This is a genomic window from Scandinavium sp. M-37 (genome assembly GCF_043558715.1).
Taxonomy (GTDB): Bacteria; Pseudomonadota; Gammaproteobacteria; order Enterobacterales; family Enterobacteriaceae; genus Scandinavium; species Scandinavium vulneris_A.
On sequence record NZ_JBIGIN010000007.1, the window covers coordinates 72,046 to 93,112 of the forward strand.

16 protein-coding genes are annotated in these 21,067 nt (G+C 55.9%); 2 read left to right on the plus strand and 14 right to left on the minus strand.

The genetic code is table 11. From position 1 onward, the window contains the following. Positions 1 to 561: 561 nt before the first annotated feature. Together mngB and mngA are read right to left on the minus strand one after the other, a co-directional pair. Entirely contained in the window at positions 562 to 3,213 is a 2,652-nt protein-coding gene (gene mngB, locus ACG0Z5_RS07530) for a mannosylglycerate hydrolase (protein ID WP_394446367.1), read from the minus strand. 17 nt (positions 3,214 to 3,230) lie between these two features. Further along, a complete protein-coding gene (gene mngA, locus ACG0Z5_RS07535) occupies positions 3,231 to 5,147 on the minus strand; it encodes a PTS 2-O-a-mannosyl-D-glycerate transporter subunit IIABC (protein WP_394446368.1) in 1,917 nt (638 codons plus the stop codon). A 189-nt stretch (positions 5,148 to 5,336) separates the two neighbouring features. On the opposite strand from mngA, the gene ACG0Z5_RS07540 reads away from it, so the two are divergent. Beyond that, entirely contained in the window at positions 5,337 to 6,053 is a 717-nt protein-coding gene (locus ACG0Z5_RS07540) for a GntR family transcriptional regulator (protein WP_394446369.1), read from the plus strand. A gap of 78 nt (positions 6,054 to 6,131) precedes the next feature. Here ACG0Z5_RS07540 and sucD read toward each other — a convergent pair whose 3' ends face one another. The 8 genes from sucD to sdhC form a co-directional block, all read right to left on the minus strand. After that, positions 6,132 to 7,001: a succinate--CoA ligase subunit alpha gene (gene sucD, locus ACG0Z5_RS07545; protein ID WP_319629124.1), complete on the minus strand. Its 870-nt coding sequence runs from the start codon at positions 6,999 to 7,001 to the stop codon at positions 6,132 to 6,134. Next, complete coding sequence (gene sucC / locus ACG0Z5_RS07550; RefSeq protein WP_394446370.1) at positions 7,001 to 8,167, minus strand: ADP-forming succinate--CoA ligase subunit beta; 1,167 nt, start codon at positions 8,165 to 8,167, stop codon at positions 7,001 to 7,003. The genes sucD and sucC overlap by 1 nt, the downstream gene beginning before the upstream one ends. 81 nt (positions 8,168 to 8,248) lie before the next feature. Beyond that, positions 8,249 to 9,472, minus strand: coding sequence for a 2-oxoglutarate dehydrogenase complex dihydrolipoyllysine-residue succinyltransferase (gene odhB, locus ACG0Z5_RS07555; protein WP_394446371.1), 1,224 nt, complete (start codon positions 9,470 to 9,472; stop codon positions 8,249 to 8,251). Positions 9,473 to 9,486: 14 nt separating this feature from the next. Next, on the minus strand, positions 9,487 to 12,294 hold the full coding sequence (sucA, locus tag ACG0Z5_RS07560) for a 2-oxoglutarate dehydrogenase E1 component (protein ID WP_394446372.1): 2,808 nt from the start codon (positions 12,292 to 12,294) through the stop codon (positions 9,487 to 9,489). 244 nt (positions 12,295 to 12,538) lie between these two features. Further along, entirely contained in the window at positions 12,539 to 13,255 is a 717-nt protein-coding gene (sdhB, locus tag ACG0Z5_RS07565; RefSeq protein WP_319629120.1) for a succinate dehydrogenase iron-sulfur subunit SdhB, read from the minus strand. Positions 13,256 to 13,271: 16 nt separating this feature from the next. Further along, complete coding sequence (sdhA, locus tag ACG0Z5_RS07570) at positions 13,272 to 15,038, minus strand: succinate dehydrogenase flavoprotein subunit (protein ID WP_319629119.1); 1,767 nt, start codon at positions 15,036 to 15,038, stop codon at positions 13,272 to 13,274. Next, positions 15,038 to 15,385: a succinate dehydrogenase membrane anchor subunit gene (gene sdhD, locus ACG0Z5_RS07575; protein ID WP_110510095.1), complete on the minus strand. Its 348-nt coding sequence runs from the start codon at positions 15,383 to 15,385 to the stop codon at positions 15,038 to 15,040. The genes sdhA and sdhD overlap by 1 nt, the downstream gene beginning before the upstream one ends. Beyond that, positions 15,379 to 15,783, minus strand: a complete 405-nt coding sequence (gene sdhC, locus ACG0Z5_RS07580; protein WP_319629118.1) for a succinate dehydrogenase cytochrome b556 subunit — start codon at positions 15,781 to 15,783, stop codon at positions 15,379 to 15,381. Before sdhC ends, sdhD begins: the two co-directional genes overlap by 7 nt. 637 nt (positions 15,784 to 16,420) lie before the next feature. On the opposite strand from sdhC, the gene gltA reads away from it, so the two are divergent. Beyond that, positions 16,421 to 17,707 carry a citrate synthase gene (gene gltA, locus ACG0Z5_RS07585; protein WP_394446373.1) on the plus strand — a complete coding sequence of 429 codons (1,287 nt, stop codon included), beginning with the start codon at positions 16,421 to 16,423 and terminating at the stop codon, positions 17,705 to 17,707. 44 nt (positions 17,708 to 17,751) lie between these two features. Here gltA and nei read toward each other — a convergent pair whose 3' ends face one another. Genes nei through ACG0Z5_RS07605 form a run of 4 tightly spaced genes read right to left on the minus strand, consistent with a single transcriptional unit; the run spans position 17,752 to position 20,894 of the window. Beyond that, entirely contained in the window at positions 17,752 to 18,543 is a 792-nt protein-coding gene (gene nei / locus ACG0Z5_RS07590) for an endonuclease VIII (RefSeq protein ID WP_394446374.1), read from the minus strand. 9 nt (positions 18,544 to 18,552) lie between these two features. Further along, the gene (gene pxpC / locus ACG0Z5_RS07595; RefSeq protein WP_394446375.1) at positions 18,553 to 19,485 is read right to left on the minus strand and encodes a 5-oxoprolinase subunit PxpC; all 933 of its coding nucleotides are present in this window, start codon (positions 19,483 to 19,485) and stop codon (positions 18,553 to 18,555) included. Beyond that, entirely contained in the window at positions 19,479 to 20,135 is a 657-nt protein-coding gene (gene pxpB, locus ACG0Z5_RS07600) for a 5-oxoprolinase subunit PxpB (RefSeq protein ID WP_394446376.1), read from the minus strand. The genes pxpC and pxpB overlap by 7 nt, the downstream gene beginning before the upstream one ends. A gap of 15 nt (positions 20,136 to 20,150) precedes the next feature. Next, positions 20,151 to 20,894 carry a type 2 GTP cyclohydrolase I gene (locus tag ACG0Z5_RS07605; protein ID WP_394446377.1) on the minus strand — a complete coding sequence of 248 codons (744 nt, stop codon included), beginning with the start codon at positions 20,892 to 20,894 and terminating at the stop codon, positions 20,151 to 20,153. Positions 20,895 to 21,067 lie beyond the last annotated feature (173 nt).

A 21,067-nucleotide genomic window follows, 5' to 3' on the forward strand; every position in this document is an offset into this window, starting at 1 on the left:
CGATGATGAGCAAAGGTTACAAATACGTTAATAAAAAACCCAAATTGATCCCTTGAATATATTACGCCGTAAAACCCTTACAATAAACAGGTTTTTCTTGAACCCGTTTTACGTTTTTCGACGCTGATCAATATATAGCTAAGATGCCACATTTCGACCACTTTGATCCGCGACAATTTACCGCTTTCTGGTGCTTTTTTCCAAGGATTACATATTGATTTAAATCAATTTTACAAAGACGTGTTAATTGTGTATGCATTTAATGGCGCATAGTGAAATCAATGTTAAAAACATGTTTTTATCATGGCATTGATAGTTATCAAATAAGGCGGTATTAGAATGCTTCTGCATTCATTTTTAACCCTTAAGCGGGCCGGAAGGAAAAAGAGAGGCCACGGGTACGCCACGGCGGGAGTTGCTCATCTTTTTGCACTGCAAGTATAGCCTCTTTTTATTACATTTCATTCACCCTAATGGATTTTAAAATTAACACCGCCGATTGATTACCTGTGGAAACAAAAAAGCCACGCATTGCGTGGCCATGAATCGTTTGCTGCGTTGTTAATCAATCTGGACGACCCAGCTCCGCGATTGTCCCGGTTTGAAGCTGACCGCTTTCCCAAGAATGTCACTCCCCTGCCCCGTCGGCTGCTCGTCCATCCCCACGTCCTGGCACCGGGAAGCAGGACGATTGAACATCACCCTGGATTCACAAGGCTCACTGTCAGACGGGTTAAACAGGCGGAGAATCAACGCCTCGCTGTCCTCGGCTTTCTTCAATACGCTAAGCTGGCATCCGGTGGCTGGCATCGTAAACAGGCTGTAGCGTCGCGGGACGTCGAGAGCAGTGCGATTAAGCTTCATCGCATCCCATGGAATTTTGTTGTAGCACAGCACCGGTGTCAGCCAGCTGCGCGCCTGCTGAGCCACCCCCGCATCCAGTGCAGAACCCCTGAATGGCATCAGGCTAAAGCGGGCCCGCAGTTCGCCACGAACCTGAGAATCCGGTACCGGCATTTTTATCCCTGAAGGACGGCCAGGGCGCAGCAGCAGATCCTCTTTTCCGAGCAGCCCCACCCCGCGCAGTAAAGTCAGCGCAAACACACTCTGAGTCTCGCCGATAATTTCCACCTCGCGCAGGCCTTCCGTGAACAGCGCCAGCCCGTGCTGCTCCTGCTGAAGTGCGGCCCCCTCTTTTAACACGGCATAGTTGAGGAAATTCCAGACCGGGACCGGAGCCTCTTTCCAGCCTTCGGCCTGCCAGACCTGCATCGCCTCGTCCTGAACCGGGCGAGTGAGCGAACCAAACTGAGTATCAGTCAGCACATGGTCGGTTTTGAACGGCACGGGGATACGAACCCGCACGCGGTGGTCGTCCGCCTGATTAACCACGCAGACCTCAAACTCGACCCGACGACTGTGCTGACTCAGCGTCACCGTCGTTTCCATCGTCAGCGTTCCGCCAGTTTTGCGGGCTGAACGTTCAGCCAGATTGCGCGGCACGGCCAGCGTGGAACGTATCACCGCCCTGCTCTGCCACGCGTCGTGCGTGACCGTATGACAATGCTGGCCTTCCCGGCTGGTGAGTAACCACTCTTCTCGCGAGGGCGAATAGTCATACTCATCCCCATCGTCGGAGCCGTCTTCAAATTCCAGCACCCGGTCATAAACCAGACCGCTCTCTTTATCTTCCATCTTCAGCGTGCCATCCCGGTTCAGGCTGATACGCCAGCAGCTGTTTTCCAGCAGGGCATCGCTCTGTTTCGGGACGCTAACCTGCTGACCTTCCTCACCCGGCAGCACGTGCAACGTGAGCCACCCCATCGCCGGGAGCACCTGACGCAACTGAATGTCGTACTCCATAAACGGCTCGTAGTTGCCGTAATGGACAATCTGGCGGTCCACCAGGCCCGGGTCAATTTCACGGCTGGCGCGAATGAAATACGCCACTTCCTGCCCGTCGCTATCAACCAGGCGGAAACGGCTGGCGCGCAGGCGGAGTGTGGTGTTGACCACTTCATCGCGCGGCCACGGCATCAGGTTAAACAGGGTCAGTTTGTCACCTTCGCTCTGCGCCATGTTATCGACGATTTTGCGCATGTAGAACGTAATGAGGCTGTCGGCCATGTCTTCCGCCAGCCAGAAGCGGCTCATGATTTCCCGATGTACCTTGTCGCTACAGCAGCTGCCGATGCTGTCGTGGGCATGATTTTTGAGGATCTCCTTCCACATTTTCTCCAGCAGGCCGTGGTGATACTCAAACCCGAGCGTCCACGCTAGGGTTGCCAGCGGCTCGAGCAAATTGACGATTTTGTTTTCGATACGCGCGTGAGCGATTTTGATGTCCATCCGCGTCGAGCCGATGGTGCGATGCACACGCATATACTTCCCGTCGTTGAACTCGCCGGTCAGCGTGGCCAGCGTGTCACGCTGCTGCTCGATACGCTCAAAGACCTCTTCAAAGCGGCTCATCACAAATTCACGCTGTGGATAGATCTCCCGCAGTTTATCCATCACCGCAAAAATGTTCTGCTGCAGCGGCATCTGATCGTGGCCGTTCGGCAATAAAATCTCTTTGGTCTGCGACGCGTTTTCCAGCACCTCGAAATAGCTGTCGAGACGTTTTCGCAGGCCCGCTTCGTCCTCCGGTAAGTACTTACCAATCGCGTAGCCCAGCGGCAGCACCTGCGCCGCCACTTCGCTGCCATCCTGACTCTGCCACAGGAATTCCGTTCTATCGGTGCCGTGACGCTCCGAACAGCCACGCCAGAACATTGCCCGTTTAATACCAAAACCGTTATAGATGTGCGGTAACTGGCCCGACATGCCAAACGAATCCGGCAAATACCCAATTTTCATCGGCTCGCCGAACGCCAGGCAATCGCGCATCCCGTACATCAAATTGCGCACGATGGATTCCCCGGCGACGATGGTGGTATCAGTCTGCGTGTACCACGGACCGATAATCAGCTTTCCGGCCTGCACCAGGGCTTTCACCCGTTCACGGCTGTCGGGTTTCACCGCGAAGTAATCTTCCAGAATCGCGGTCTGCCCATCGAGCACGTAGTATTTGTATTCGGCGTCCTGCTCCAGACGGGTCAGGATCTCTTCCATATTATTGACCAGCAAAATGCGCGACTCTTCGGTGGTGAAGTACCACTCGCGGTCCCAGTGCATATGCGGCGTGATGTGCACGCGAGATACAGCTTTCATCTTCATATCCTGTTCAGTTAAGGCATTACGCTGTCGGGAAGGTATTTACCGGCTTTCACCGCCTGACGACGCCAGAGGATCAGTATGCTGGTCGAAATAGCCGCACCGATCAGGGCGGAAACGAACCAGCCAGTGGCGGCGAGCACCCCGCCGAGCCCACCGTCATGCAGCAGGAATAGCGAGAAAATGCCTGCCCCCGGGGTAGAAAGACCGATATTCATCGAGCCCACCAGCGCCCCGGTGACCATCGAACCGATGACGAACGACCCAATCACCCGGAGCGGATCTTCTATCGCCATTGGGATAGCCCCTTCGGTGATCCCCGCCAGGCCCAGCAGCCAGGTGGATTTTCCGGTTTCGATTTCGAAGGTTTTAAACAGTCGCGGCGCAATCATCGTGGAGGCCGTCACCGTAAAGGCCGATACCATTTTGACCGAGGCGAAAATCGCATACGGGCCGTACACGCCGTTGGCCATCGCGCCGAGGCAAAATGCATAGGAAGCTTTGTTCACCGGGCCGCCGAGATCGAACGAGCACATAAACCCGAGGATCGCCCCCAGCAGCAGCGCGTTGGTGCCTGACAGGCCGTTGAGCCACAGAGTCAGACCGGTGTTAATCCACGCCACGGGTTCGCCGACCACAAACAGCATCAGGCTGCCCGCACCGAGGGTGCCGATCACCGGATAGAGGTAGAAGGTCAGAAAACCGTTGTAGCGACTGTTGAGCCGGAGATGATTTTTCACCCAGCGCATCAGATAGCCCGCGATAAGACCACCCGCTATCGCACCGAGGAAACCGGAGCCAATCATGTTGGCCGCCAGCCCTGCGGCAAAGCCCGGTGCCAGTGCGGGCTTATCGGCCAGCGAATAGGCGGTGTAGGCCGCCAGCACCGGCACCATTAACACGCCGAGCATTCCGCCACCCAATTTGCGGTACATCCACAGCCACGAATTTTCCTGATCGAACAAATGCTGTAAGCCAAGCATCTGCGCCAGCAAAACCGCCACCGCCAGCACGGTTCCGCCTGCCACAATCAGCGGCACGGCAAAGGAAATCCCGCTTAACAGCGCCTGTTTCAGTTCGGTCTTGACGCTTTTCTTGTCCAGGCTGTCGCATTGCGGCTGACGGTTCTCGCCTGAGGATTTTAGGGTCAGCGCCTGCTCAATAAGTTTTTCTGCATGCCGGATAGGCTCAGCCACCGGCACCGACAGGGACGGAATACCGGCAAAACGGTCCGCCTCTTTGATAGCCACTTCGGCGGCAAAAATGCAGGCCTGAGCAGAATTAAGCTGTTCGGCCGTCAGGCGGTTTTCGATCCCGTTGGCACCCTGGCGTTCAACGTAAACATTGACCCCGAGTTTTTGCCCGGCCTTTTCCAGATATTCCGCCGCCATATAGGTGTGGGCGATGCCTGCCGGACACGCGGTGACGCAGACCACCACTGGCGCATCCTGCTTCTGCGCGGGCTCCGTATTGATAAGCGGCGCATCAAGGGCCTGCAACAGTTGCTCCGCGGTGGAGGCTGAACACACGGCTGCCCGCACCTCGTCATCCACCAGCCGGGAGGTTAACGCCGTGAGCAGCTGCATGTGGGTGGACCCCGCCTGCGCGGGCGGGATCGCCAGCAGCACGACCAGGTTGACCTCTTCTTCGCCGTCAACACCGTCCCACAGAATCGGCTGCGGTAAGGTGGCGACGGCGAAAGCGGCTTCCGTGACCGCTTCACTTTTCCCGTGCGGCACCGCCAGCCCTTCCCCGAGTGCGGTCGGCCCTTCGCTCTCGCGGGCAAACACATCGCGAAGAAAATCGTCAAGGCTGGAAATTTTACCCAGCCGCGCCAGCCGTTCTGCCAGCGCCCGGATAGCCTCGTCGCGGTCAGTGAACGTCGCCTGCAGGCAGAGCGCGTCCGGGTGCGTTAATGTCGTCAGGTTCATCACGATCCTCACTGTGAAGGTGAAAGTACGGCCAAAGTGCCGTTCAGTAATGAGGATCTTGCCAGATAAAACCATACATTTATGTGATCACTTTCTCCTTATCCAATAATTTGTATCTAAGTTGTATTGTTTACAAGTAAAGAAAGACAGGCATAATCGCTGCATTAGTATTAAAGAGGTATGAGGCAAATGACGAATAAACCCCGATACCGCCAAATCGCTGATACCCTGCGCGATCGGGTGCAGCGTGGTGAACTGAAACCCGGCGATGCCCTGCCCACAGAATCGGCGTTGCAGGAAGAGTTTGCCGTCAGCCGCGTCACGGTGAGGCAAGCGCTGAAACAGCTGACCCAGGAAGCGATTATTGAGAGCATTCAGGGCAGCGGCTCATACGTGAAAGAAGAGCGGGTCAACTACGACATTTATCAACTCACCAGTTTTTATGAAAAGCTGGCCGACCGAAACGTCGATACGCACAGCGACGTGCGGGTGTTTGAAGCGATTGATGCCAGCCATGAACTGGCGGCAACGCTTGAGGTCGCAGAAGGCGCGAAAATCTGGCACGTCAAACGGGTGCGCTTTATCAAGCAGAAACCGGTGACGCTGGAAGAAACCTGGATGCCGTTGACCTTATTTCCGGATCTCACCTGGGAGGTGATGGAAAACTCCAAATATCACTTTATCGAACAGGTGAAGAAGCTGGTTATCGATCGCAGCGAACAAGAGATCGTGCCGATCATGCCAAACGCTGAAATGGCGAGTTTGCTGAGTCTGGATGCCAGCCAGCCGATCCTCGAAAAAATCTCGCGCGGGTTCCTCAGCGATGGACGGGTGTTTGAATACAGCCGTAACGCATTCAAAAGCGACGACTATAAATTCACCCTGGTCGCCAAACGACGCCCATAAAAAAGGCCACCGCAAAGGTGGCCAACCATGTCGAAAACGGACATATAACGCTCCCCACGCGGGGAGCAGAGAGGATTATCAGTTAATGATGGTTTTCAGCGCTTCGCCGATATCCGCCAGGCTACGAACGGTTTTCACACCGGCCGCTTCCAGAGCTGCAAATTTCTCGTCCGCAGTCCCTTTACCACCGGCGATGATCGCGCCTGCGTGACCCATACGTTTACCTTTCGGCGCGGTCACACCCGCGATGTAACCCACAACCGGTTTGGTCACGTGTTCTTTGATGTAGGCTGCCGCTTCTTCTTCAGCGCTGCCGCCGATCTCACCGATCATCACGATCGCTTCGGTCTGCGGGTCTTCCTGGAACATTTTCAGGATGTCGATGAAGTTAGAACCTGGGATCGGGTCACCGCCGATGCCCACACAGGTGGACTGGCCGAAACCGTAGTCGGTCGTCTGCTTAACCGCTTCATAGGTCAGCGTACCTGAACGGGAAACGATACCCACTTTACCCGGTTTGTGAATGTGGCCAGGCATGATGCCGATTTTGCTCTGACCCGGAGTGATAACGCCTGGGCAGTTCGGGCCAATCATGCGCACGCCTGCTTCATCCAGTTTCACCTTCACGGTCAGCATATCCAGAGTCGGGATGCCTTCGGTGATGGTAATGATCAGTTTGATGCCTGCATCGATAGCTTCCAGAATGGAGTCTTTGCAGAACGGAGCCGGAACATAGATTACGCTTGCAGTCGCACCGGTCGCTTCAACGGCTTCACGCACGGTGTTGAACACCGGCAGATCCAGATGCGTGGTGCCGCCTTTGCCCGGCGTTACGCCGCCAACCATGTTGGTGCCGTAAGCAATCGCTTGTTCAGAGTGGAAAGTCCCCTGGCTACCGGTGAAGCCCTGGCAGATAACCTTGGTGTTTTTATCAATTAAAATGGACATTATTTCCCCTCCACTGCGGCAACGACCTGCTGAGCGGCATCCGTCAGACTTTTCGCTGCAATAATATTCAGACCGCTGTCGGCCAGTTTCTTGGCGCCGAGTTCAGCGTTGTTCCCTTCCAGACGTACAACCACCGGGACGTTAACGCCCACTTCAGCAACCGCGCCGATAATGCCGTCAGCAATCAGGTCGCAACGTACGATCCCGCCGAAGATGTTAACCAGAACCGCTTTCACATTGTCATCAGAGAGGATAATTTTGAACGCTTCGGTTACACGTTCTTTGGTTGCACCGCCGCCCACGTCGAGGAAGTTGGCCGGTTCGCCGCCGTGCAGCTTAACGATGTCCATGGTACCCATCGCCAGGCCTGCGCCGTTAACCATGCAGCCGATGTTGCCATCCAGTGCGACATAGTTCAGTTCCCACTGTGCAGCCTGAGCTTCACGCGGATCTTCCTGAGACTGGTCACGCATTTCGCGCAGGTCTGGTTGACGGAACAGGGCATTGCCATCGGCACCCAGTTTGCCATCGAGGCAGATAAGGTCACCCTGCTTGGTGATAACCAGCGGGTTAATTTCGATAAGCGCCAGGTCGCGATCAAGGAAGATGTTTGCCAGGCCCATGAAGATCTTGGTGAACTGCTGAACCAGTTTACCTTCCAGACCCAGTTTGAACGCCAGCTCACGGCCCTGATAAGGCATTGGGCCCGCCAGCGGATCGATAGCAACTTTGTGGATCAGGTGCGGGGTTTCTTCCGCCACTTTTTCGATTTCCACGCCGCCTTCGGTGGAGGCCATGAATACCACACGGCGAGAGCTACGATCGACTACCGCACCCAGATACAGTTCTTTGGCGATGTCGGTCGCGGCTTCAACCAGAATCTGATTGACCGGCTGACCGTTGGCGTCTGTCTGATAGGTTACCAGGCGTTTGCCCAGCCAATGCTCGGCAAAGGCGCGAATGTCTTCTTTGCTGTTAACGACTTTTACGCCGCCCGCTTTACCGCGGCCGCCAGCGTGTACCTGGCATTTCACGACCCAAGGACCCGCACCAATTTTAGACGCGGCTTCTTCAGCTTCACGCGGAGTTGAGCAGGCATAGCCTACTGGCGCAGGTAAACCGTAGCGGGCAAACAGCTGTTTGGCCTGGTATTCATGTAAGTTCATGCGTTCTATCCACTTTAGAAAATCATTATCATTTTACCTCCAGGCCGCATCCGGCCCGGAGGACAGGTGATACAGGGCTTACTACACGTCCAGCAGCAGACGAGTCGGATCTTCCAGCAGCTCTTTGATGGCTACGAGGAAGCCCACAGACTCACGACCATCGATCAGGCGATGATCGTAGGAAAGTGCCAGGTACATCATTGGCAGAATTTCAACTTTGCCATCAACGGCCATTGGCCTGTCCTTAATGGCATGCATGCCCAGGATCGCGCTCTGTGGCGGGTTGATGATCGGCGTAGACATCAGGGAACCGAACACACCGCCGTTGGTGATGGTGAAGTTACCGCCGGTCAGGTCCTCAACGGTCAGCTTGCCGTCACGGCCTTTCAGCGCCAGCTCTTTAATGCGTTTCTCGATGTCGGCCATGCCCAGCGCGTCAACGTCACGCAGGACTGGCGTAACCAGCCCACGTGGCGTAGAGACCGCCATGCTGACGTCGAAGTAGTTGTGATACACCACGTCTTCGCCATCAATAGAGGCGTTCACTTCCGGGTAGCGTTTCAGCGCTTCAACCACAGCTTTCACGTAGAAGGACATGAAGCCCAGACGGATGCCGTGACGTTTTTCAAATGCGTCGCCGTACTGCTTACGCAAGTCCATGATTGGCTTCATGTTGACTTCGTTGAAGGTGGTCAGCATCGCGGTAGAGTTTTTCGCTTCCAGCAGACGCTCAGCCACGCGTTTGCGCAGGCGGGTCATCGGAACACGTTTCTCAGAGCGACCTGCCAGCGGCGCAGGCGCTGCAGCTGGAGCGGCGGCTGGCGCTTTAGCGTCGGTTTTCGCCGGTGCTTTCGCCAGGTGCTTCTCAACATCTTCGCGGGTCAGACGACCACCCACACCGGTGCCTTTGATGGCCGCGGCGTCAAGGTTATGCTCAGCCAGCAGGCGACGAATCGCCGGGCTCAGCGCGTCGTTGCTTTGCTCTTCCAGTGACGCCTGCTGGCGCTGGGCTGGGGTGCTGTCTTTGGCTTCGGATTTCGCGCTGGACTCTTTGCCCGCGCTGTTGCCTTCACGCAGGCGGCCGAGGATCTGACGAGAGGTCACGGTGGTGCCTTCGTCTTCCAGAACTGCATCCAGAATGCCGTCAGCCGACGCCGGTACTTCCAGTACCACTTTGTCAGTTTCGATTTCTACCAGCACTTCATCGCGGACTACCGCATCGCCTGGCTTCTTGTGCCAGGTCGCAACCGTTGCATCGGCTACGGATTCAGGCAGGTCGGGAACAAGAATATCTACGCTACTCATTTTGTATCCTTTAATTAATCGACGTTCAGCGCGTCATTGACCAGATCTTGTTGCTGCTTCTGGTGAACAGACATATACCCTACCGCCGGAGAGGCGGAGGCCGGGCGACCTGCGTAACGCAGGGCAGACCCAAATGGAATCACTTCACGTAAGTGATGCTGGCTGCAGTACCAGGCGCCCTGGTTGAGCGGCTCTTCCTGGCACCAGACAAAATCATGCACGTGAGCGTATGGTTTCAGTGCGTCCTGCATCGCCTGATGCGGGAACGGATAAAGCTGTTCGATACGCACAATGGCGACATCTTTCTGATTGTTCTTGCGACGCTGTTCCAGCAGGTCGTAGTACACCTTACCGGAGCACATCACCACGCGTTTCACCGCTTTAGGATCCAGCTCGTCAATCTCGCCAATCGCAGGCATAAAGGTGCCGTTGGCCAGCTCTTCGAGGCTCGATACCGCCAGTGGGTGACGCAGCAGAGATTTCGGTGACATCACCACCAACGGACGGCGCATCCCGCGCAGCGCCTGACGACGCAGCATGTGATAAACCTGAGCCGGGGTCGACGGGACGCACACCTGCATGTTCTGTTCAGCACACAGCTGCAGATAACGCTCCAGACGCGCGGAGGAGTGCTCCGGACCCTGGCCTTCGTAGCCGTGTGGCAGCAGCATGGTCAGGCCACACATACGGCCCCATTTCTGCTCGCCGGAACTGATGAACTGGTCGATAACCACCTGCGCACCGTTGGCGAAGTCACCGAACTGCGCTTCCCAGATAGTCAGGATGCGCGGCTCTGCGGTGGCATAGCCGTATTCGAATGCCAGAACCGCTTCTTCAGACAGCACGGAGTCCCAGACCTTGAACTGGCCCTGACCGTTATGCACATGCTGCAGCGGGGTATACGTAGAACCGTTGGTCTGGTTATGGATAACCGCATGGCGATGGAAGAAGGTGCCGCGCCCGGAGTCTTCACCGGACAGACGCACCGGAATGCCTTCATCAACCAGCGTGGCGTACGCCAGGTTTTCCGCGCCGCCCCAGTCGAACATTTTCTCACCGGCAGCCATAGACTGGCGATCGGCGTAGATTTTAGCGACACGGGACTGCATTTCGACCGCTTCTGGCACGGTGCTGATGCGCTTAGCCAGCTCCTGCAGGCGTTTCATGTCGACCTTGTTCGGGTAGCTCTCATCCCACTCGTGGTTGAGGTACGGCGACCAGGTAAAGGAGTGCATGTTCATCGGACGCCACTCTTTCACCACGCATTCGCCTTCGTCCAGCGCGTCGCGGTACAGATTGACCAGTTCGGTCGCATCTTCGAGGGTCGCGACTTTCTCGCCTTCCAGCTTGTCGGCGTAGATTTTGCGCGGGGTCGGATGTTTTTTGATTTTCTGGTACATCAGCGGCTGGGTTGCGCTTGGCTCGTCGGCTTCGTTATGGCCGTGACGGCGGTAGCACACCAGGTCGATGAACACATCGCGTTTGAAGGTATTACGGAAATCAAGCGCCAGGCGAGTCACGAAAGCAACCGCTTCAGGGTCATCCGCATTCACGTGGAAAATCGGTGCCATCACCATCTTACCGATATCGGTACAGTATGGCGTGGAGCGCGCATCCAGCGGGTTAGATGTCGTGAAGCCCACCTGGTTGTTGATAACGATACGTACCGTACCGCCCACTTCGTAACCGCGAGCTTTGGACATGTTCAGGGTTTCCTGAACCACGCCCTGACCGGCCACCGCGGCATCACCGTGAATGGTAATTGGCAGAACCTTGTTGCTGCTCGGCTCTTCCAGTCTGTCCAGACGCGCACGTACTGAACCGATAACCACCGGGCTGACGATTTCGAGGTGTGACGGGTTGAACGCCAGCGCCAGGTGAACCAGGCCGCCTTCGGTTTCGATATCAGACGAGAAGCCCATGTGGTACTTCACGTCACCGGTGCCGAGGTGTTCTTTATGCTTCCCGGCAAATTCGTCGAACAGGTCCTGCGGTTTTTTACCGAGCACGTTGATCAACACGTTCAGACGACCGCGGTGCGCCATACCCAGCACCACTTCGCGCGTGCCGCTCTTACCGGCGTGGCGAATCAGTTCTTTCAGCATTGGCACCAGCGCATCACCGCCTTCCAGCGAGAAGCGTTTTGCCCCTGGGAATTTCGCACCCAGGTAACGTTCCAGGCCTTCCGCAGCGGTCAGCTCAGTGAGGAAACGTTTTTTCTCGTCAGCGCTAAAGCTCGCGTGACCGACCACCGATTCAATACGCTGTTGGATCCAGCGTTTCTCTTCCGTGGACGTAATATGCATGTATTCCGCGCCGATGGAGCCGCCATATGTTTGCTTCAGCGCAGCAATCAAATCGGCAAGTTTCATCGTTTCTTTGCCGCTAGCAAAGGAACCCACGTTAAAACTTTCCTGGAGATCGGCCTTGGTCAAATCGTGGAACGCAGGTTCCAGATCGGTCACAGGCTCCTGCTTCCAAAGCCCAAGCGGATCGAGATTCGCCGCCTGATGACCACGGAAACGCCAGGCGTTGATCAACTGCAGGACTTTAACCTGCTTCACGTTGGCATCAGGATCGGAAATGGAGGTCGCGTAACGCGAGGCATCCTTCGCCAGACGACGGAAATAATCACGCGTAGTGGAGTGGAATTGATCCGGTTTGACTCCGGTACCAGGTAACTGCTGGAACATTGAACGCCAGTTGGCGTCGACAGAGTCAGGATCGGTTAAGAAGTCTTCATAGAGCTGTTCTATCCAGCTCTGGTTCGAGCCAGAGAGGTAAGAAGAGTCCAGCCAGGCTTTCATTGCGCCGTTCTGCATCGTGATCCCTTAAGCATTTTTATGCTTACTTTCGCCGTAGAAACTACCACGCACACCAGGTGTACGTGCCGGGGTTCACTTGCGAGCTCTTCTCTTCGGGCCCGCGAAGGAACCTTTAAAAACTGTCTGCACTTCAGGGCAGTTTTTAGAGGTTTCCTGCAATTCCGTTTTCCCGGTGGCGCTGCGCAGACCGGGCCTACTGTCACGTAGGCCTGATTAACGTAGCGCCATCAGGCGTTGTTACTTACGCACTGCGTTGCAGCAGCATCGACTTAATGTGGCCGATGGCGCGCGTCGGGTTAAGCCCCTTCGGACACACACTGACGCAGTTCATGATGCTATGGCAGCGGAATACGCTGAAAGCATCACTTAATCCTTCCAGGCGGCTGTCGGTTTCAGTATCACGGCTGTCGATCAGGAAGCGGTACGCCGCCAACAGACCGGCCGGGCCGATGAACTTATCCGGGTTCCACCAGAACGATGGGCAAGAAGTGGAACAGCATGCGCAGAGAATACACTCGTACAGGCCATCCAGTTTTTCACGCTGCTCCGGCGACTGCAAATGCTCGCGAGCGGGTGGATTTTGCCCATTATTCAACAAGTAAGGCTTAATCTTCTCATATTGGGCATAGAACTGCCCCATGTCTACCACCAAATCGCGTACCACCGGTAAACCCGGCAGCGGACGAATCACAATCTTCTGCCCGGCACGCTGCAGGGCGGAGATGGGGGTGATACACGCCAGACCGTTTTTGCCGTTCATGTTCACGCCGTCGGAACCGCACACGCCTTCGCGGCAGGAGCGACGGAACGACAGGGTCGGGTCTTGTTCTTTCAGCTGGATTAACGCATCCAGCAGCATCATGTCGCGCCCTTCTTCCGCTTCGAGGGTGTAATCCTGCATGCGCGGAGCGTCATCGACATCCGGGTTATAACGATAAACTGAAAACTCGAGTCTCATTTTCCTGTCTCCGCAATTAGTAGGTACGCACTTTCGGCGGGAATGCCGGACGCAGTTTCGGTTCCATGTTCACTTCACGACGGGTCATGGATTCGGACTGCGGCTGGTACAGGGAGTGGCAGAGCCAGTTTTCATCATCGCGATCCGGGAAGTCGAAGCGGCTGTGTGCGCCCCGGCTTTCGGTACGGAAGTTTGCCGACACCGCGGTAGCGAAGGCGGTTTCCATCAGGTTATCCAGCTCCAGGCACTCGACGCGCTGGGTGTTGAATTCGCTGGAGGTGTCATCCAGACGGGCATTTTTCAGACGCTCGCGGATCACTTTCAGCTGCTCAAGCCCTTTGGCCATCGCGTCACCTTCACGGAACACCGAGAAGTTGTGCTGCATACATTCCTGCAACGCTTTACGGATTTCCACCGGATCTTCACCGCTGCGGGTGTTGTTCCAACGGTTGAGACGATCCAGGGAAGCGTCAATGTCAGATTCGCTGGCATCGCGCATCGCGCCCTGCTCGGCGATAGACTCTTGCAGGTGAAGACCTGCCGCACGACCAAATACCACCAGGTCCAGCAGCGAGTTGCCGCCCAGACGGTTGGCACCGTGAACGGATACACAGGCGATTTCGCCGACGGCGAACAGCCCAGGGATCACCACATCTTCGCCCTTCTCGTTCACGGTCAGCGCCTGGCCGGTCACTTTGGTCGGAATCCCGCCCATCATGTAGTGGCAGGTCGGGATAACCGGAATAGGCTCTTTGACCGGGTCAACGTGCGCAAAGGTGCGGGACAGTTCGAGGATGCCCGGCAGACGGGATTCGAGCACGTCTTTACCGAGGTGATCGAGTTTCAGTTTCGCGTGCGGACCCCAAGGGCCATCGCAGCCACGACCTTCACGGATTTCGATCATGATGGAACGCGCCACCACGTCACGACCCGCCAGGTCTTTCGCATTCGGGGCATAACGCTCCATGAAGCGCTCGCCGTGTTTGTTCAGCAGGTATCCGCCTTCACCACGACAGCCTTCGGTGACCAGCACCCCAGCCCCGGCGATACCGGTTGGGTGGAACTGCCACATTTCCATATCCTGTACCGGCACGCCAGCACGGATTGCCATCCCAACGCCGTCACCGGTGTTGATATGGGCGTTAGTCGTCGACTGATAAATACGGCCCGCGCCGCCGGTCGCCAGTACGGTGGCATTGGCCTTGAAGTACACGACTTCACCGGTTTCGATACACAGGGCGGTACAACCGACCACTGCGCCATCCTGGTTTTTCACCAGATCCAGCGCATACCACTCGGAGAAGATGGTGGTTTTGTTTTTCAGGTTCTGCTGATACAGCGTGTGCAGCAACGCATGACCGGTACGGTCAGCTGCCGCTGCGGTACGTGCCGCCTGCTCGCCGCCGAAGTTTTTCGACTGGCCGCCAAACGGACGCTGATAAATAGAGCCATCGTCCAGACGCGAGAACGGCAGACCCATATGCTCCAGCTCCAGAATCGCTTCCGGGCCGGTCTTACACATATATTCGATAGCGTCCTGGTCACCGATGTAGTCAGACCCCTTCACGGTGTCATACATGTGCCATTCCCAGTTATCTTCATGGGTGTTACCGAGTGCGACGGTGATACCACCCTGCGCAGATACGGTATGGGAACGGGTCGGGAAGACTTTAGAGAGCAGCGCACAGGTCTGGCCGCTCTGGGAAATTTGCAGCGCGGCACGCATACCTGCGCCACCTGCGCCTATCACAACAGCATCAAATTCTCTGACTGGCAGTTTCATTACACACCCCACACCACAACAAATCCATAAATCACGTAAACCACCAGTGCAACGACGATAGCCAGTTGCAGAGGCAGGCGAATGGCCAGCGGTTTAACGTAGTCGGTCAACACCTGCCACATGCCAATCCAGGCATGGATCAAGATAGAAAACAGAGCCAGCAGGGTGAAGACTTTGGTGAAAGCGGAAGAGAAGAAACCCGTCCAGACTTCCCAGGTGAGCGAGCCATGGGTCGCGAAGAAACCAACCATGTAGATAATGTACAGAGTCAGGACGATCGCGGTGGCACGTACGAGGATGAAGTCATGTACGCCGTTGCGTCCTAGTGCTGAGGCGTTGCTTACCATACGAGGACTCCTGCGAGAATTGAAAGCACGACAGTAATAACAAACGAAATATTGGCAGACCGTTTCCCTGCTTCGAAGGTTTCTTCCAGGTAGCCAAAGTCCATCATCAGGTGACGAATGCCCAACACGGCGTGATAAGCCAGTGCGGTCAGGATGCCCCAGAAAATGAATTTGACGAAGAAGCTGCTCATGATTGAGCTGGCGTGCTGGAAGCCTTCAGGAGAGGAGAGACTGGTACCCAGTAACCACAACAGAATGCCAACCGCCACAAAGGTAATCACGCCAGAAACGCGGTGGAGGATGGACGCTATCGCCGTTACGGGGAATCGGATCGTTTTGAGATCCAGATTGACAGGTCTTTGTTTTTTCACATTTTTTATCATGAATAACGCCCACATGCTGTTCTTATTGTTTCCCTTCCTCCGGTCTGCGTGCGGGTCAGACAGCGTCCTTTCTATAACTGCGCGTCATGTAAAAACTCCCTATCAAGAGCTAAAACGGCACATTACAACGCTGGGTGGCTCGGGATTGCAGGGGGTTCCGGAGACCTGGCGGCAGTATAGGACGTTCACAAAATCATTACAATTAACCTACATATAGTTTGTCGGGTTTTATGCGGAACAGTGATCAGGGTCACGATAACAACATTATTTTAAATTTTACTCACCTGATTTGACAAATATTAAACATTATTGTTACAACCATCACTTAGAAAGGCATATAATGCGTAAAAGTTATGGGGTCACTCTTTCTCCTGAGAATAAGTTATGTAATGGTGAGAAAGTATTGACCTATGCATTGCCGACAGTTAATAGTGATAGACAGGTTTGAATAAACGGACTGCTAAGACCCTGATTTGCTTTAGTTTCACGGTGGATTGAACGTATGCCCCATGGCGCCCTTTGCTCTGTACCCTGGTTTACCCTCGCGAGCTGAGCGGTGAGCCGAATAACAAACTGGTAACGTCGAACTTCACCCTGAAAGCGAATCCGGCATCCGGCAGTCTTATGCAATAAGGCGCTAAGGAGACCGTAAATGGCTGATACAAAGGCAAAGCTCACTCTCAATGGTGACACTGCTATTGAACTGGACGTGCTAAAAGGTACGCTCGGCGAAGACGTTATTGATATCCGTACACTCGGCTCAAAAGGGATGTTCACTTTTGACCCCGGTTTTACCTCCACCGCATCCTGCGAATCGAAAATCACCTTCATTGACGGTGACGAAGGCATCCTGCTGCATCGCGGTTTTCCTATCGATCAGCTGGCAACCGAATCTAACTATCTTGAAGTCTGCTACATCCTGCTGAACGGCGAAAAGCCGACCCAGGCACAGTACGACGAATTCCGTACCATCGTGACCCGTCACACCATGATCCATGAGCAGATCACCCGTCTGTTCCACGGTTTCCGTCGTGACTCGCATCCGATGGCGGTGATGTGTGGCGTGACCGGCGCGCTGGCCGCGTTCTATCACGACGCTATGGACGTGAATAACCCACGCCACCGCGAAATCGCGGCCTTCCGTCTGCTGTCGAAAATGCCAACCATGGCAGCGATGAGCTACAAATATTCCATCGGTCAGCCGTTCGTGTATCCACGTAACGATCTGTCCTATGCCGGCAACTTCCTCAACATGATGTTCTCCACGCCGTGTGAAGAATACGCGGTGAACCCGGTGCTGGAACGCGCTATGGACCGCATCCTGATCCTGCATGCGGATCACGAGCAGAACGCATCGACCTCGACCGTGCGTACCGCGGGCTCTTCTGGTGCTAACCCATTCGCCTGTATCGCGGCGGGCATCGCGTCCCTGTGGGGACCGGCGCACGGCGGTGCCAACGAAGCGGCATTGAAGATGCTGGAAGAAATCAGCACCGTGGAGCACATTCCGGAATTTGTTCGTCGCGCGAAAGACAAGAACGATTCGTTCCGTCTGATGGGCTTCGGTCATCGTGTGTATAAAAACTATGACCCGCGCGCCACCGTGATGCGTGAAACCTGCCATGAAGTGCTGAAAGAATTGGGCACCAAAGACGACCTGTTGCAGGTCGCGATGGAGCTGGAACACATCGCCCTGAACGACCCGTACTTCATTGAGAAGAAACTGTACCCGAACGTCGACTTCTACTCCGGCATCATCCTGAAAGCGATGGGCATTCCGTCTTCAATGTTCACCGTAATCTTTGCGATGGCCCGTACCGTCGGCTGGATTGCACACTGGAGCGAAATGCACAGCGAAGGCATGAAAATTGCCCGTCCACGCCAGCTGTACACCGGTTACGAAAAACGCGAGTTCAGTTCAGACGTGAAAAAACGCTAACTACGTTGTTGTGATGTGAAAAACGCGCCTGATGGCGCGTTTTTTTATGTCTGGCATTGGGGGCACCAATAAAACGGTCGCGACGACATCATCGTTTTTTCGATAACGCCCCCGCACCGCTCGCAGGCTTTCCCCTCACGATGAAACACGTTAAAGCGAAACAGCGCCCCGTGATGCTTATTCTCATCCACCTGCCCGCGTGTCTGCCAGGACAGACGTGGGATAGCCAATAGCTCATGCGCCAGATTACCCAGCTGTTCATCCGTCAGCTGGCTGGCTTTATGCGTCGCCGCCAGTCCACACGCCCAGAGAATTTCCACCCGCAGGTAATTTCCCAACCCTGCCAAAAACGCCTGGTCGAGCAGCAGGCCAGAGAACTGACGTTGCCGGAATCGTTTCGACAACAACCGTTCTCTGACGTCGGCTTCGGTGAGCGTCGGGTCGAGTACATCCGGCCCTACGCGCTGCAAAAACGGCTGGGTGGCTAACTGCTCGGGCGTCAGCATGTCGATGTCCGACGCGCTGTACAGCAGAATCGCTTTGGTTGCGGTTTGCAGCCGCATCCGCAGCACACGCGTGGTTTGCGGTTCTTCTCCAGCATTCACCACTCCCCACACGCCGTACAGCTGATTATGGCTGTAGAGCGTCAATCCACCTGAAAAATGGGTCAGCATCGCTTTGCCGCGCGTTTCGATGTGAGTCACGCGCTGCCCGACTAACGCTGGTTCAAACGCTTTCAACCGCTCAAAGGCAAACCAGGCATCGGTCAGCGGCTGACCTTTGATCGCCGCTTCAAGGGCATCCGCCGCACGACGGATCTCCGGTCCTTCGGGCATATTAGTTCCTTAATTTTCGCCGTTGAGGCGCCAGGCCAGTTGTTCAAAATAACGCTGCTGATCGGCGCGAGCTTTCAATGCATCCTCCAGCGAACACGGCACAAAATGAATCGGCTGCCCGAGCGGAATTTGCGCCAGTTGGTACATATCGGCTTCGATAATGCAGGCAATACGCGGATAACCGCCGGTGGTCTGGGCGTCATTCATCAGCACGATCGGTTGTCCGTTACGCGGCACCTGTACCACGCCGGGCAACAGGCCGTGCGACATCAGTTCGCGATCGGTGGTTCGCACCAGCGGCTGCCCTTGCAGCCGATATCCCATCCGGTTACTTTGCGGGCTGAGCTGCCAGGGCGCGCGCCAGAAGTTCTCCTGCGACGGGGCATCAAACTCGTGATACTCCGGCCCCGGCAGCGCCCGAATGCGGTTCCCGTGCTGGAGCTGTTTAACTCCCTGCGGGCCGCTAAATTGGTGGGTGGAAGGAAACACGTTCAGCCTGTCACCATCCTGTAAGCGCCGCCCTTCCAGGCCGCCGATACCCACTTTCAGGTCAGTACTGTACGAGCCCATCACTTTCGGCACGTCAATCCCACCCGCCACTGCCAGATAGCTGCGAATGCCGTATAAAGGCCGCTTCAACACCAGCGTTTGCCCCGCTTTGACCGGCAGCCGCCAGCCGCCCCAGACGGTTTGGTCATCCAGCGTCGCTTCGCAGCCAGCCCCGGTCAGGGCAAACCAGCCATCGCGTTCAAACTGGACGGTAAACTGCCCGAGCGTAATTTCGATCGCGGCGTCACCTGGGTCGTTGCCCACCAGCAAATTGGCGGTAAACAACGCCGGTTTATCCAGCGCCCCGCAGCGGCTGACGCCAGACTGACGCAGGCCGTAGCGCCCACCGTCCTGCACGGAGGTGTAAAGCCCGGAACGAATAATTTTCAGCATACGCCCTCCTTCTGCGGCACAAAGCGCACCGTGTCGCCAGGCCGGAGCAACACCGGCTCCGCTTTACGCGCATCAAACATGGCCAGGGACGTATGCCCAATCAGCTGCCAGCCGCCGGGCGTATTTAGCGGATAAATACCGGTATGCTGGCCGCCAATGCCCACGCTGCCCGCAGGCACCTGCACGCGCGGTTCCGCATGGCGGGGCATCGCCAACGTCGGAGACAGGCCACCGAGATAGGCAAAACCCGGCTGAAAACCTAAAAACCACACCACGTAGTCCTGTGAGGCATGCAGCTCCACTACCTGCTTTGGCGTAAGACCGCTGTATTCGGCCACCAGCGGCAAATCCGGCCCCAGCGTGCCGCCATAGACGACAGGAATATCAATCTGCCGCGAATCGGGCTCCAGCACCTCGCTCTCTTCCCACCAGCGCTGCAAACGCTCAATCGCGTCCAGCGCCCGTGACTGAGGATTACGCAGTACCACGGTAATGTTATTCATCCCCGGAATGGCTTCCAGCACTTCGGGGTAATCAGGCAAACGCTGGGTCAGTCGCCAGATGCGTTTCTGACTCTCCAGCGTCACGGGCGGTTCAAGTTCCAGAACGACTGCCGTTTCTCCCAACAGGTAACAACGCGCTCGCTGCACTTTTGCTCTCTCTTATCAGGCCGGGTTAGGGATGTCGATAAAGGTGACATCCAAATCGGTATTTTCTGTCAGCCATTCGCTCAGCGCACGAATGCCGCCGCGCTCGGTGGCATGGTGACCCGCCGCATAAAAATGCAGGCCCTGTTCACGAGCGGAATGGATTGTCTGCTCCGACACTTCGCCCGTAATAAAGGCATCCACCCCAAAACGCGCGGCGCTATCGATAAAGCCCTGTCCGCCACCGGTACACCACGCCACGCGGGTCACTTTTTCCGGCCCGGTATCGCCGCACCACAGCGGTTTACGCCCTAATCGCGCTTCAATCCACGAGGCCAGTTCCAGCCCGGAAACCGGCATCGACAGCTCGCCCCACGGCACCAGCGGCTCAATGTCACCCGCCACGTTGATGCCGAGCAGCGCCGCCAGCTGAACGTTATTGCCCAGCTCCGGGTGCGCGTCCAACGGCAGGTGCCAGCCATACAGATTGATATCGTTCGCCAGCAGGGTTTTCAGACGGTTACGCTTCATGCCGCGTATCACCGACGATTCCCCTTTCCAGAAATAACCGTGATGCACGATGACGGCATCGGCTTCCAGACGCACCGCTTCATCGAGCAGCGCCTGACTGGCCGTTACGCCAGTGACGATTTTGCGGATCTCTTCTCGCCCCTCAACCTGCAGCCCGTTCGGCCCGTAATCGCTGAACGATCCGCTGTTGAGTTTCTCGTTAATCAGTTGTTCCAGTTCACTGTTTTTCATCGTCACTCCAGACTTTCCTTTAGTACTGCTGGATACCATAGCCGTCCCGTGGCCTTACGTCGATAGGCACCCCACTTCAGCGCCCGCGCTTAGGCGCAAAAATCGCTTAACGCGCGCCAGCACAATCATGTATATTTATGCATTAGGACAGCATATAAATTGAACTTTCATGC

What these genes read in the sequence shown, in the direction of transcription:
- mngB (WP_394446367.1), bottom strand. Translation starts at nt 3,213, where the DNA reads ATGAAAGCTGTATCTCGCGTGCACATCACGCCGCATATGCACTGGGAC.
- mngA (WP_394446368.1), bottom strand. Translation starts at nt 5,147, where the DNA reads ATGAACCTGACGACATTAACGCACCCGGACGCGCTCTGCCTGCAGGCG.
- ACG0Z5_RS07540 (WP_394446369.1), top strand. Translation starts at nt 5,337, where the DNA reads ATGACGAATAAACCCCGATACCGCCAAATCGCTGATACCCTGCGCGAT.
- sucD (WP_319629124.1), bottom strand. Translation starts at nt 7,001, where the DNA reads ATGTCCATTTTAATTGATAAAAACACCAAGGTTATCTGCCAGGGCTTC.
- sucC (WP_394446370.1), bottom strand. Translation starts at nt 8,167, where the DNA reads ATGAACTTACATGAATACCAGGCCAAACAGCTGTTTGCCCGCTACGGT.
- odhB (WP_394446371.1), bottom strand. Translation starts at nt 9,472, where the DNA reads ATGAGTAGCGTAGATATTCTTGTTCCCGACCTGCCTGAATCCGTAGCC.
- sucA (WP_394446372.1), bottom strand. Translation starts at nt 12,294, where the DNA reads ATGCAGAACGGCGCAATGAAAGCCTGGCTGGACTCTTCTTACCTCTCT.
- sdhB (WP_319629120.1), bottom strand. Translation starts at nt 13,255, where the DNA reads ATGAGACTCGAGTTTTCAGTTTATCGTTATAACCCGGATGTCGATGAC.
- sdhA (WP_319629119.1), bottom strand. Translation starts at nt 15,038, where the DNA reads ATGAAACTGCCAGTCAGAGAATTTGATGCTGTTGTGATAGGCGCAGGT.
- sdhD (WP_110510095.1), bottom strand. Translation starts at nt 15,385, where the DNA reads ATGGTAAGCAACGCCTCAGCACTAGGACGCAACGGCGTACATGACTTC.
- sdhC (WP_319629118.1), bottom strand. Translation starts at nt 15,783, where the DNA reads ATGTGGGCGTTATTCATGATAAAAAATGTGAAAAAACAAAGACCTGTC.
- gltA (WP_394446373.1), top strand. Translation starts at nt 16,421, where the DNA reads ATGGCTGATACAAAGGCAAAGCTCACTCTCAATGGTGACACTGCTATT.
- nei (WP_394446374.1), bottom strand. Translation starts at nt 18,543, where the DNA reads ATGCCCGAAGGACCGGAGATCCGTCGTGCGGCGGATGCCCTTGAAGCG.
- pxpC (WP_394446375.1), bottom strand. Translation starts at nt 19,485, where the DNA reads ATGCTGAAAATTATTCGTTCCGGGCTTTACACCTCCGTGCAGGACGGT.
- ACG0Z5_RS07605 (WP_394446377.1), bottom strand. Translation starts at nt 20,894, where the DNA reads ATGAAAAACAGTGAACTGGAACAACTGATTAACGAGAAACTCAACAGC.